Below are 12,671 nucleotides of genomic sequence, written 5' to 3' on the forward strand. Positions count from 1 at the left end.
GTCCTTTTGCTCCGGTTTTACGGAGCAAGATACATGATACAATTAGGGTTTTTTAAATCTTCAATCTTCCTATGCAGTTTGTTCCTTTGTTTTTCGGTATTGAATGCCGAAGAACTGAACCAACAAAAGAAAGAGGAAACTATACCTTCGCCACCACCAAATCCACTTCCTGCTAGTTTGAAGTTTGGTGCCTTTGTCGATACCTATTATTCTCACAACGCAAATCACCCCATCTCGAAAGAACGACAATTCACCACACAAGCTGTTCGTAATGATGAGTTTAATATTAACTTAGGATTTGTGGATGCCAAATGGCAGGAAGAAAAGGTAAGAGGGCGAATTGCTTTGCAGTTTGGAACATCAGTAAACACTAATTATGCGCCTGAATCCAATAAAGATGTCAGTTCCAACCAAAATTCAGTAAAACACATTCAGGAAGCATATGTAGGTTTTAAAATAACAAAAGATACTTGGGTGGATGCGGGAATCTATTTTGGTCATATCGGTCACGAGTCTTGGATTTCATCGGACAACTGGAATTATACTCGGGCATTGGCTCTAGATTACGTTCCTTATTATTCCTCTGGGGTTCGGGTCACAACAAAGTTTACCGATAAATTTCAATTTCAATTTCATGTGATGAATGGTTGGCAAAATATCACAGACCAAAACAAAGATAAATCGCTAGGAACTCAGTTTAAGTTTTTTCTAACACCAAATTTTACAATTACTGCGAATCAATTTGCTGGTAACGAAGCTCCCGATTTCGAACGCAAACAAACAAGGTTTTATAACAATACAATTCTCGAGTGGAAGGCATTGGATTGGTTGTCCTTTGCTGCTTCCGGTGACGTTGGCGCACAAAAGGCTAAAGAATCATTTCAATATGAACCTTGGTGGAAGGAAGTCAATCCAACACTTGGAATATATACGAATAGGGAGTCGGGAGTATACAACCAGTGGTACCATGGAACATTCTGGGCCAGTTTTCGGTATGAAGCTTTATACCGTTTGAGTTTTCGTGTAGAAAGGTTTTATGATCCAAAACAAGTGATGGCAACGACTTATACACGAAATGGATTTATGACCAATGGTTATACAATGACTTTTGATTTTTTAGAATGGAATCCAGGCCTCGTTCGTTTTGAAGTCATCCAAAGAGAATCAATGGACCCTGTATTTGAAACGGATAAAAACAAACATACTCGTGTTGAACGTTTATTTGTTGCGGCAGCCTCTGTTCGATTTTAAGAAAAAACTCCAAACCACTATAACTGGTTTGGAGTTAAGATAGGAGATGGGAGCCAATGCTCCCGAATGGATAGACTTTTACTTTTTCTTCTTTGTTGAAGATGTTGTTTTCTTTTTTTTGTTTGTTGTAGGTTCCTCATCTTCTGCTTCATCGTCTAGGTGAAGGAAATGTTGTTTTTCTGTTTCACTTAAATGATTGTGTTCCGATGTATGAACTTGATCTGACCAAATTTCATTTGGATCATACCCTAAATCTTTCTTCACTTTAGTTTTTTGTTTTTTAGGACCTTCACCCATGATGAGGATGTATAAACTTGGCATCACCGTTAATACTAAAAGTAATGCGGAAGCAAGTCCCCCAACCATAACAGTTGCTAAAGGTCTTTGTACGTCAGATCCTACTCCCGTTCCGAGAGTGGCTGGAATGAGTCCTAACATCGCAAGTAACATAGTCATGAGTCGAGGTCGTAATTGTGTTACTGCCGAATAAATTGATGCATCCCTGATGGTCATTCTCGGATTGTCCCTTAACATATGGTTGGCTTTGGAAACAAATAAGATACCAGCCATAGTTGCAATTCCAAAAAGTGAAATGAATCCAACACCTGCTGATACGTTGAAATAATATCCACGGGCTAATAGTGCATAAATCCCACCGAGTAAGGACAACGGAATACAGGAAAGTGCAATAGCCACTGACTTTAGATCACGATACAATAGGTATAACAAAGTGAAGATGATCCCGATGGTTAATGGAATCACAATCGCTAGCTGTTTACCCACACGTGCGAGGTTTTCATACTGACCACCGTATTTGACTTCATATCCTTCTGGAATCTTAACTTCTTTGGTTACACGTTTTCTAAGTTCATTTACGAAACCACCTTGGTCTCTTCCCCGAACATTCGTCCTGACGGTGATGGTTCTTTTTCCATCCTGTCTAAAAATCATAGTCGGTGCATCTTCCTGTGTGATCTCAGCTAACTCTGATAATGGTAACCTTTCGCCAGTAGGAGAGATGATAGGAATACTTGCAATCTCACGTGCTGATTCTCTGTAGTCTTTTGAAAATCGAACTGCGATACCGAAGACAGCCCTATCTTTGGGAGGAGTGTCCATAGGCCCTTCGTATAAATTACTCACAGGTTCCATACCAACGGCAGCAACGATCACCTTTTGAATGTCATCTACGTTAATTCCATAACGAGCTGCTTTTTCACGTTTGATACGAATGACAAGCTGCGGTGCTGGAGCCTCTTGTTCGATCCCGAACTCACTGGCTCCTTTCATCGTTGAGATGATTTCAACAATTTCTTTGGAAATACGTCGCATCTCTGTTAAATCTTGGCCCGCAACAAATACTGCTAAGTCGGCAATGGTTCCCATAATGGCCTCGGACAAGTTGTCCATAATTGGCTGGGAAAAACTCACACGAACCCCAGGAAGTCCCGCTTCTAGGTTATCTCTCATACGTAGTAATAACTGTTCTTTGGTAATATGTTCTTTCCACTGGTTATAATCTTTCAAACCAACATATACTTCCAAACGGTTTGGAGGTAGTGGATCTGTTCCATCATCGTTACGTCCATACTGCGATAAGATCACGTTTACTTGTTCATTCGTATAAATAATTTTTCTTACTTTCGGAATGAATTTTTTGGCTTCTGGAAGTGAGATACCTACAGGAAAATACAAACGTAAAGTAAATCCCCCTTCATCCAAGGAAGGAAGGAATTCTGTTCCCAGTGCCATCACTCCCGCCACAAGAAGGGCACCTACTGTTGAGAAGGCGATAGTAACAACTTTTTTAGAACGAGCGACTAGATAGAGTACGATTTTTTCATACTTGGCTTCAATCCAATCGTATGTAGGGTTTGGTCCACCAACTCGTTCTTTTTCATCACCATCAAAGTATCTCTTGTAAAAGAAAGACATGGCAACTGGTACCACAGTCATTGTGAATAACAATGCACCAAAGATGGCAAAAGAAAGTGTAAATGCCATTGGTTTGAAAAGGCGACCTTCAATTCTTTCGAAAGAGAAAATCGGTAAATAAGCTAAGATGATAATGAGAATCGCAAAAAGGATCTCAGTTCCCACTTCGGAAGCACATTCATAAGTAAATTTTAGAATTCCTTTTGCTTTTTCGACCGGTGTGGCTTCTTGGTACCTTCGCATGATGTTTTCGACCATCACCACCGTACTATCGACCACGATACCAAAGTCTATGGCACCTAGTGAAAGTAAACTTGCGGAAATTCCAACAGAATTCATCATACTGAATGAAAAGAGGAGAGCAAATGGAATGGTAGCAACCACAACTGCAGCTGCTCGAAAACTTCTAACGAAGAAAAAGACAACAAGACTGACTACGGCAATCCCTTCTAAAAGAGTTTTACCAACAGTACGTAATGTATAGTTAACCAAATCTGCACGGTCGTAGGTATTTCTTAATCGAGTACCATCTGGCATGTATTTTTCATTGATTTCATCTACTTTGGCTCTAACTCTTTCGCCAAACGCATTGGGTTCATTCCAACGACGCATAGCCACGAGACCCTGCACTGCGGAATCGACGTCAATCAAACCTTCTTTGTCGTTTTGAATTGTGTATCCTAAAATACCAGAAGGGATTGGGTGAGAGATTTCCACAGAGCCAATATTTCTGATAAAAACGGGAACTCCATTTACGTTTTTGACTACAATGTCTTCGATTTGTTTTGGATCACGAATGGCACCTAACGACCTGATGGGTAGTGATTGTTCCCCTTGTAATAGGAAGTTACCACCTGTGTTCAGGTTGTTTCTTTGGATGGCTTCAATGACATCCGATACGGTAACTTTGTAACGAATTAGTTTGTCCGGTGTAGTCACCACATGGAATTGTTTTGGTAGTCCACCAAACGTAATTACATCGGCAATCCCTGAAACTTGAAGTAACTTAGGAATAACGATCCAGTCTTGAATGGTTCTTAGGTCCATCGGAGTGTGTGTTCCGCTGGTGGATTCAACCACATAACGATACACTTCCCCAACAGGAGAACTCATCGGTGCCAGTGTTGGTTCGACTTCATCTGGGATGACGGCATCTCGAACTTTTTCCATAAGTCGCATACGAGCAAAATAGTCGTCTGTTCCTTCTTCAAATACGAATTGGAATACAACGAGTCCGTTGATGGTTCTAGATCTACGTACGATCACATTGGGAGTTGAGTGAAGAACCCGCTCAATAGGCATGGTGACTCGTTCTTCCACTTCCAACGTAGCTTTTCCTGGAAATTTTGCGACTAAACGAACTTGAGTATCTGCAATATCCGAATATGCTTCTTTTTTAATATTAATCCATGAATAAATCCCGAATAATAATAAAAATCCGGCGATCACAAGCGTGATTAATCTATTTTTAAGGGCTGTTTCTAAAATTATATTGATTGCTTTCATTTTTTGTTACCTAGTATCGAACAAATAACCCATCTGTAAAAGGAGTTGAGGGTTTTTGTAGTCTCCTTGTCCGATTCCTCCACCTAACTGGAAGAAGAAATTCCCCATCAAAATGTCATAGGTTAAACCTAAGTATTGTTGTTTAAGATACACTTTTTGTCTATCTCTACTGGCGTGGTCTAAGTAGAGTGCAAGATCAGGGTTTTCGTTTGCAATGTAGGATCTGATAAACTGATCCTCGTAAGTTGGATCACGGTGATTGTAACCTGGAACATTAATTCTTGTTGGATAAGATGTTTGACCACCCCTTCCTACTTCAGGTTCGAATGGATCCACACCAAAACTTCCTCCAACGAGGGAGATACTGTGAGCGATCACAGGTGTTTTCCAAAATGTATATCCGATGTCAACTTGGCCACCATACCAATGTGGATTCCATTTTCCGCCGGATCCTCTGATCACAAAGTCTCCAAAATAGTATCCAACCATAAAGTTCAAACTGGCAGGAGAACCAATCGATGCACCGTAAACCCAGAAGTTTGTGGATTTAGGAAGTTTTTTCTCATCAAGACTTCCCTTGTCCAGTTTTTCATCATCACCAAATTTGGATGATTTATCGGAACCTGGAGACCAGTCCCAATCTGGTTTGATATCGTTTTTATCCTTATCTTTTGGATAAGGAGATTCTGCATTCAGAGCACTGAATACAAAAACAAAGTAAGATAATAGAATGATAATCTGTTTCATGTTAGAAACCAAAACTCAATCCTTTCAAGAGAATTGATCCTTCAACAACAACACGTTCGCCAGGTGTTACCCCTTCGGTAATGTTTACAGATTCTTTTGTAGAGACTCCTAAAGTAACCTGACGTTTGTGAAAGTTTAAAGGTGTTTCTTCTACAAATACATAGTTTGTTCCTTCTACAGTTACGATGGAAGTATATGGAAGTACGACTGTATTCCCCGCAATTTGTTCTGGGAATCTTACCACTCCAAACATACCTGGTTTTAAATCTTTGTGTTTGTTTATGATTTCAATTCTAACTTTAGCTGTTCTTGTAATTGGATCTACGTTATCACCAATCGCTTGTGCAGTTCCTACCCAGTCTGTTCCAGGAGAAGAGTTAAAATTGATTTTAACCTTTCTTCCTTTTTTTAGGTTTTCAATTTGAGATTCTGGAATATCACAAATCACCCAAGCAATGTTATTCCCTGCATTCCCTAGTTTGTTAGGATCTAAACCCTGGGCTCGTAGTTTTCCTTCAAACTCTGCAAGTTGTGCCGTATCATTTCCAAGAGAAGTTTCTGCTTCTACTAAATCTTTCTCAGTAGCCACACGGTGTTTGAACATATCTTGAATACGACTTAGGTTTTTTCTAGACCGATAGACTTCGTTTCTGGCATGAACAAATCCAACATACAAGTCGTTGAGTTCAGCCGATTCAAAAATAACAATCTTTCCACCACTACTGACGGAACTTGTTGTTGCTGCAATGATTCGAGCAGGGGATTCTAAACTAACAAATTCTCCACCACCACCAACAGTTCTTGATTTTACCAATTCTAAACCAGGGCTACCTGGTTTAAATTCGATACGTTCCCCTTTTTCATGGACAATTGCTTTTTCAGGAGGTTTTGCAACTTTCTTTGCAGGTCGGTTCAATGCGTAAACTAATACTGTTACAAACGTAATACTGGCAATCGCAACAAGGAGTAGTAGGGAATTGCGGTTAAGCGATTTAATAGGATTTTTCATATATTTCCTCTCTTAGGGGTTCGTTGGTTCTGGTTTGGTTTCTGAAGATTTTGGAATATAAACTCCCAAACCAACAGAGTAGTTTACACTTTCAATTGCTTCCATTCGGTCTGTTTGGAGTTTTAACATCTCCACAACACTCGAACGATATGTTTCAAAGAAGTCGGCAAATTCTAAGATCGTGATGTATTTCTTCTCGTAACTCATGATCATATCTACAGATAAACTTCCGTAGTCTTTAATGTATGTATCGATGAATCGTTTATAAAGAGCATCTTTGATTCGTGCAGATTGGAAAGAGATAGCAACTTCGTTCTCAACCTCTAAGATTCGATTCTTTAACTCTTGTTTGCGGACTAGGATTGCCTTTTCTGCTGCTTGAATATTTCCTTGGTTTCTATCAAAGATAGGAACACTTAACTGCGCAGTGATCCCCCAATAGTTTTGAAAGGCAGTTCCACCCCTATTGTATGTTGGTCCGAACGCAAGGTCAGGAATTGCATTGGCATGTTGTAAGTCTAAATTTGCTTCTTCGTATCGTAAATTCTGAAGGGCTACTTTTAAATCTGGTCGATTTTCGCGAGCGAGATTCACCAAATCTTCTAGTTTCGATTGGTTGGGAGTGATGGTGTCTAGATCCTTTTCATCCACTGTTGGTAAAAAAGTAACACGAGCATCGCGATAGTTGTCATCGTTAAGTAAAACTTTAAGATCTGCTTCTTTTTCATAAACTTTCATTGCAAGATCTTCTCTTTCTTTTTTTAGAAAGAACAAAAGGGCTTTTAGTCTTAAATGTTCTGCTTGGAGGAGGGCACGTCTTTTATAAGCTAACTCAGAAGACTTTACTGTTTTCTCAATAGAGAAAATACTTTGGTCGTAAAACGTTACTGCTTTTTTATAATAATAAATTGAATAATAGGTTCTTCGTAGTTTGGTTAGTAAGGCTCGTGCCAAATCGTAAAACTCTTGTTCCGAGATTTTCGCATTGAGTTCTGCTACTTTTACGCGTTTGTCAATTTTTCCACCAAGTAAAAACACTTGTTGGATTTGGAATACAGATTGTCCAGATCTAGTTGTATCAAAATATCTTTGTGTTGGTTCAGCATAGATACTTTGGTCAATAAAGACACTGGGGTTTGCATAGAGGCCGGCTTGTAAAATTCCAGCTTTTTTTGCATCAACTTGGAACTTCCCTGCAATTAAGAGTAAGTTGTTTGTCCAAAGTAAGGTCTCCGCTTGTTCCAACGTGAGAGTCTTTTCGTAACGAACATCTTTCGGATAAAGACTGGAACCAAGAGAAGTTCCAGGATTTTCATCAGAAAGTTGCCTACTTAGGGATTCATTATCGATTCCATTGATCTCTTCTGATTGTACATTGTGAGTGATACAAACAATAGCGATCATAGGAATCAGGACCAATCGATAGTTCATAGGTCGTCCTTGGATATAGTATTAGCTTGAAAGTATATGTGCATAAGCGAAATCCTCCTGTCTTAAGGCGCTAAATCATTACGTGAACATAACTTGATCGGTCATTTTTTCCGTCGCTATGTCAGGTATGCTCTGACTAAGATTTAAACAGTGGGAGGGGGGAGATTGAGAAGAAGCTCAGAAAGTAAAAAACGATTATCATCATCATCTTTGAAATTGTAGAAAAGCCCGATGAAAGAATCTTCAACAGCAGTTCCTACATTTACCTCAACGATGAGGTCAAGATAATCACAACGACTGCGAAGTAAGGTAGCAGAATCATCAATTGAATGGATTTCTGGTTCACTTAGATCCGAGTGATTATTTGCAGTGAGGTTATAATCATTACTAGAAGAGAATAGTTCGAACGTAGCAGAGTCTAAAGACCCGTCCTCCTGTGTAGGGAGAAGGATCATACTTGCCAATAGGAAAGCGAGTAGCCTTTTACCGTTCAACCAATTCATTATTTACCAGCAAATTGTAATTTGCTCTCCTATCAATTCTAAAATAGGGGTACTGTCAACACTACTAGGATTTAGAATCAAAATATTGGACGGATTTTCTGAAAAAAAAGACTGCCCAGAGTCAGGAATTCCCTGGAACAGTCATGAATAGTCTTTGGCAAATGAGAAACAAATCATGGGAAATGTTAGGTATATATAAAAACATCCTGTGTCCCTCACGGGACACAGGTTTAAGCGGTAGAGAGGAGTTAAACGGGTGGAGGTAGACTCAGGTAACGCGAGGCAAGAAGCCCAGAAATAAAAGACGAATGTAGGTTTTTTGTATGTGTTAGGGAAGAGATTGCAAAGGATGCGTGACCTTTCCCGGTCCATGTTAGTACGTCTTCTAGGTCTTTTGTACCCGAGGTTTCTTCAGAAGAAGGTTTGTGAATCGCAACAGAAAGAGAACTCGATAGCTGGCTCTTCCCTCCCACACGGCTGGATTTGGCTCCGCGAGTGCGAACGAGTACATTTTCTTCTGAAAGAAAGGCGCTGCCCAGGGAGAATGTGAGTAGGGAAATCCCAAGTATCTTTATCATCTTCCTGAACATAATTACAGCTTAGACGGTATCTGATTAAAATCTAGCATTTTTTTAGGACTTGCCTATAAAATAGGCAGATCGACCAGAATTTTCTGAAAGATCTGCCTCTGCTTGGAATTAGAGCACTTTGCCTGGGTTGAGAATCCCTTTCGGGTCAAAGGCCAGTTTGATGGCTCGCATGGTCTCAATTTCCGATTGGGAGCGAGAAAAGTTTAAGTAATCCTTCTTCAAAAGCCCAATTCCGTGTTCAGCCGAGATCGAACCTTTGAATTTTTGGATTAAAGTGAACATTTCCGGATCCACTTGTTTGCACTGAGTGAAAAATTCCGCGTCCGTTAGATCTTTTGGTTTAACAATGTTTAAATGAAGATTCCCATCTCCAATATGCCCGAAAAGCGCTATATTAAATCCTTGGTATTTCTTTGTGAGTAAAGTTGTCATCTCATCTAAAAAGGCTTCCATATTGCGAAGTGGTAGTGAGATGTCATTTTTGTGAACTGTATACGCAAGAGATAAAGATTCAGAAATTCCTTCTCTGTATTTCCAGAAGGTTTCGTTTTGACGTGAGTTCTGGGCAATGGATCCATCGGTAATGAGTTCTTTTTCTGTGATGGATTCTAATATGGAGTAAAGTTTTTCTTCATCAGTTTCCCCACCCACTTCGAATTCCATAAGCACATAGTATTTGCTAGGTGTTTGAAATGGATCGGGAACACCTAAGTGTTCTTTTACTTTATCCAAACAATAATCGGTTAAAAACTCGAATGCTAATAGTGGTAAGTCGAAGTTGTGTGTTTCTCTAAAGATTTCTAAAATGTTTTTATATTCGGGTACAGCAAGGAAGATAACACGAATGTCTTTTGGTGGTTTTGTGAGTTTGACAACTGCCTCTGTAATGATTCCGAGTGTCCCTTCTGAACCAATGAACAAGTGTTTGAGATCATAACCTGTATTGTTTTTTAAAATTTCGCCATTAAATCGGTAAACTTCTCCCTTCCCATTCACAACAGTTAAACCAAGAACCCAATCACGGATCAGGCCATAGTGAACCACACGAACCCCCCCTGCATTGGTGGCAATGTTGCCACCAATATGACTAGATCCAGTTGCTGCAAAATCGACTGGGAAATAAAATCCACGTTCTTCTGCTTCTTTGTGTAGATTTTTTGTAATCATTCCAGCTTGCACATGTAAGGTGCCAAGGAAAGGATCAAAATCAACCACTTGGTTCATTTTAGATAAGGAAATGACAATTTCACCATTTTTGGCAACGGCACCGCCGGCATAACCGGTTCGTCCCCCAGATGGTACGATGGCAATTTCATTTTGATAAGCATAAGAAACTACAGCAGCAACATCTTCCGTGGTTTCTGGGAAGACAAGAACTTGGTAGTTGGGTGGATAAACCTTGGTTCTGTCAGTTCCGTAGGAATTGAATAAAGCTTCATCCATGGTCCCATCGTTTTTTTGAATGACCTTTTTATCTCCAATGAGTTTACTTAATTCAGTTTTTGTTTTAGAAAAATCCATTTATTATCCTTTAGATATCAACCATGTCAATTTGAGAATTTACCGCAGGATCGTCATCCCCCGGTGCCAAACGAGTATACGATCCATCTGATTCAAGAACTCTTGCTTGGGTGTTGTCCCGTAACAAAATTTCTAAAATTTTTCCGATTCTTTTTTTATGTTTATCTTGTAAGATAGGAAACATAACTTCAATTCGGCGAAGGAAGTTTCTTGGCATACAATCCGCAGATGCTAAATACACTTCTGGTTTTCCGCCGTTTTCAAAACTATAAATCCTCGAATGTTCTAAATATCTGCCTACAATGGAGCGAACACTAATACGATCAGAAACACCCGGAATTCCGGGCCTTAGGCAACAGATTCCACGGATGATTAAATCAATTTTAACACCTGCTTGTGAAGCTTCGTAAAGTTTTAAAATTACATCCGGGTCAACTAGAGAATTCATTTTAAAGATCACACGAGCTTGTTTGCCATGTTTTGCGTTGTCCGTTTCTCTTTGGATGAGGTGGAGAAATTCTTCTTTTAAAAAAGTAGGTGCTGCATAGATTTTCGACAACCTAGGCATTTTTCCTGAACTTGTGATGGTGTTAAAAAGAATCGCAACATCTTCTGTGATCTCTGGATTTGCAGTGAATAAACTTAAGTCCGTATAAAATCTTGCTGTGGTGGAATTGTAGTTTCCCGTACCTAAATGGACATATCGATTCAGTTTATCATCTTCTCTACGTACGATGAGTAACATCTTGCAATGGATTTTGAGTCCCACTACACCGTAGACAACGTGTACGCCACTATCCTCTAATTTTTTTGCCCAACGAATGTTTCTTTCTTCATCAAACCTTGCTTTGAGTTCTACAAGTACGGTGACCTGTTTACCATTTTCTGCCGCTTCTCCTAAATATTGGATGATAGGAGAATCTCCAGAAGTTCGATACAAAGTCATTTTGATTGCAAGGACTTTTGGATCTTGACTTGCAATCTTTAGCATATCTTCAATGGATTTGAAACTTTCGTAAGGATGATGTTGTAAGTGGTCGTTTTTCCGAATTTCAGAAAAGATAGACTCACTTTTTTTCGTAGCAAATCCAGATTTGGGAACAGGATAGGAATACTTTAAGTGACTTGTTTTTTCTAACCCTTGGAAAAACATTAAATCGTTTAAGCTGAGTAATGTGGGAATTTCCATTACTTGGTATTCTTCCAATTCTAAAAGTCCACGTAGTAACTCTTTAATATGGCCAGCACCGGAATGGACATCCAAACGAACTGCATCGCCCCACATTCGATTTTTTAGTTCGTTTTTCATCGTAGTGAGAAGGTCACCAATGTTTTGTTCTTCGTTGATGGAGATATCAGCATCTCTGACAATTTTAAATGTATGAATTTGTTTTACATTCATACCGTAAAAAAGGTCACCTAAATGAAGTTTAATGATTTCTTCCAATGGGAAGTATCTTCGGACATCTGTTTCTTTGTTTGGAGGAAGTTGTAAAAAACGAGGAAGTACACTTGGCACTTGAACGATAGCAAAAAGTTCTTTTGCTTTGTTTTTATCATCATCGGAATACAAGGTAATTCCCAAATTCAAAGTTCGGTTTAGAATATGAGGGAAGGGATGGGATGGATCGATAGCAAGGGGTGTAAGAATGGAAGATACTTCTCGTTTGTAATAATTTTTTACAAATTGGATATCATCCCCTGCAAGTTCACTTGGGTCTTGGACTACAACGATTTTGTTTTCTTTCAGTTCAACGAGGATCTCATCTAAAGATTTATATTGTTTTTTGACAAATTGTCCAACTTTAGTGTAGAGTTCCGCAATGGTTTCCGAAGTTCGTTTCCCGTTGAGGCTTCGTTCTTCGATTCCCGCATTTTTTAGGTTCAGAAGTCCGGCCACACGCACCATAAAAAACTCGTCTAAATTGGATTCTGTGATACAAAGAAATTTAAGGCGTTCGAGGAGAGGGTTCTCTTTGTCAAAGGACTCTTCCAAGACACGGTGGTTGAAGTCGACCCAGGAAAGTTCTCGGTCGAAGAAGATATTTTGGTTCCCCAGTTCTATTTTTTCTGTAGGGCTAGCAGTCATAATTCTAGGATTTGGGAAGGAAAAAATTCTGTAAATTCCTAATCCTTTTGTAGAATTCGACGACATTAGATTCAGAGGAATTTGAGACG

The 12,671-nt window shown here is 39.4% G+C and carries 9 protein-coding genes; 1 reads left to right on the plus strand and 8 read right to left on the minus strand.

The window, feature by feature from the left end:
- The first annotated feature begins 33 nt into the window (after positions 1-33).
- Positions 34-1,251, plus strand: coding sequence for a porin (locus tag EHQ49_RS04555; RefSeq protein WP_135576773.1), 1,218 nt, complete (start codon positions 34-36; stop codon positions 1,249-1,251).
- 78 nt (positions 1,252-1,329) lie between these two features.
- Here the strand turns inward: EHQ49_RS04555 and EHQ49_RS04560 are convergent, their stop codons facing one another.
- The 8 genes from EHQ49_RS04560 to ppk1 all read right to left on the minus strand — a co-directional run bounded on the left by EHQ49_RS04560 (position 1,330) and on the right by ppk1 (position 12,648).
- A complete protein-coding gene (locus tag EHQ49_RS04560; protein ID WP_135576775.1) occupies positions 1,330-4,692 on the minus strand; it encodes an efflux RND transporter permease subunit in 3,363 nt (1,120 codons plus the stop codon).
- Between the two features lie 6 nt (positions 4,693-4,698).
- Positions 4,699-5,439, minus strand: coding sequence for a hypothetical protein (locus tag EHQ49_RS04565; protein ID WP_135576777.1), 741 nt, complete (start codon positions 5,437-5,439; stop codon positions 4,699-4,701).
- Position 5,440: 1 nt separating this feature from the next.
- Positions 5,441-6,448: an efflux RND transporter periplasmic adaptor subunit gene (locus EHQ49_RS04570; protein ID WP_135576779.1), complete on the minus strand. Its 1,008-nt coding sequence runs from the start codon at positions 6,446-6,448 to the stop codon at positions 5,441-5,443.
- A gap of 12 nt (positions 6,449-6,460) precedes the next feature.
- Entirely contained in the window at positions 6,461-7,852 is a 1,392-nt protein-coding gene (locus EHQ49_RS04575; RefSeq protein WP_167482991.1) for a TolC family protein, read from the minus strand.
- Between the two features lie 170 nt (positions 7,853-8,022).
- Entirely contained in the window at positions 8,023-8,382 is a 360-nt protein-coding gene (locus tag EHQ49_RS04580) for a hypothetical protein (protein ID WP_135576783.1), read from the minus strand.
- Positions 8,383-8,630: 248 nt separating this feature from the next.
- Complete coding sequence (locus tag EHQ49_RS04585) at positions 8,631-8,960, minus strand: hypothetical protein (protein ID WP_135576785.1); 330 nt, start codon at positions 8,958-8,960, stop codon at positions 8,631-8,633.
- Between the two features lie 120 nt (positions 8,961-9,080).
- Positions 9,081-10,493 (minus strand): FAD-binding oxidoreductase, encoded by a 1,413-nt coding sequence (locus tag EHQ49_RS04590; protein WP_135576787.1) that lies wholly within the window; start codon positions 10,491-10,493, stop codon positions 9,081-9,083.
- Between the two features lie 10 nt (positions 10,494-10,503).
- A complete protein-coding gene (gene ppk1, locus EHQ49_RS04595) occupies positions 10,504-12,648 on the minus strand; it encodes a polyphosphate kinase 1 (protein WP_135576789.1) in 2,145 nt (714 codons plus the stop codon).
- Positions 12,649-12,671: the final 23 nt, after the last annotated feature.

The organism is Leptospira perdikensis (assembly GCF_004769575.1).
Lineage (GTDB): Bacteria > Spirochaetota > Leptospiria > Leptospirales > Leptospiraceae > Leptospira_A > Leptospira_A perdikensis.

Excerpts from the sequence above, each read along its gene's own strand:
- EHQ49_RS04585 (WP_135576785.1), bottom strand. The coding sequence starts at position 8,960 with ATGATAAAGATACTTGGGATTTCCCTACTCACATTCTCCCTGGGCAGC.
- EHQ49_RS04565 (WP_135576777.1), bottom strand. The coding sequence starts at position 5,439 with ATGAAACAGATTATCATTCTATTATCTTACTTTGTTTTTGTATTCAGT.
- EHQ49_RS04555 (WP_135576773.1), top strand. The coding sequence starts at position 34 with ATGATACAATTAGGGTTTTTTAAATCTTCAATCTTCCTATGCAGTTTG.
- EHQ49_RS04590 (WP_135576787.1), bottom strand. The coding sequence starts at position 10,493 with ATGGATTTTTCTAAAACAAAAACTGAATTAAGTAAACTCATTGGAGAT.
- EHQ49_RS04570 (WP_135576779.1), bottom strand. The coding sequence starts at position 6,448 with ATGAAAAATCCTATTAAATCGCTTAACCGCAATTCCCTACTACTCCTT.
- EHQ49_RS04560 (WP_135576775.1), bottom strand. The coding sequence starts at position 4,692 with ATGAAAGCAATCAATATAATTTTAGAAACAGCCCTTAAAAATAGATTA.
- EHQ49_RS04575 (WP_167482991.1), bottom strand. The coding sequence starts at position 7,852 with ATGATCGCTATTGTTTGTATCACTCACAATGTACAATCAGAAGAGATC.
- EHQ49_RS04580 (WP_135576783.1), bottom strand. The coding sequence starts at position 8,382 with ATGAATTGGTTGAACGGTAAAAGGCTACTCGCTTTCCTATTGGCAAGT.
- ppk1 (WP_135576789.1), bottom strand. The coding sequence starts at position 12,648 with ATGTCGTCGAATTCTACAAAAGGATTAGGAATTTACAGAATTTTTTCC.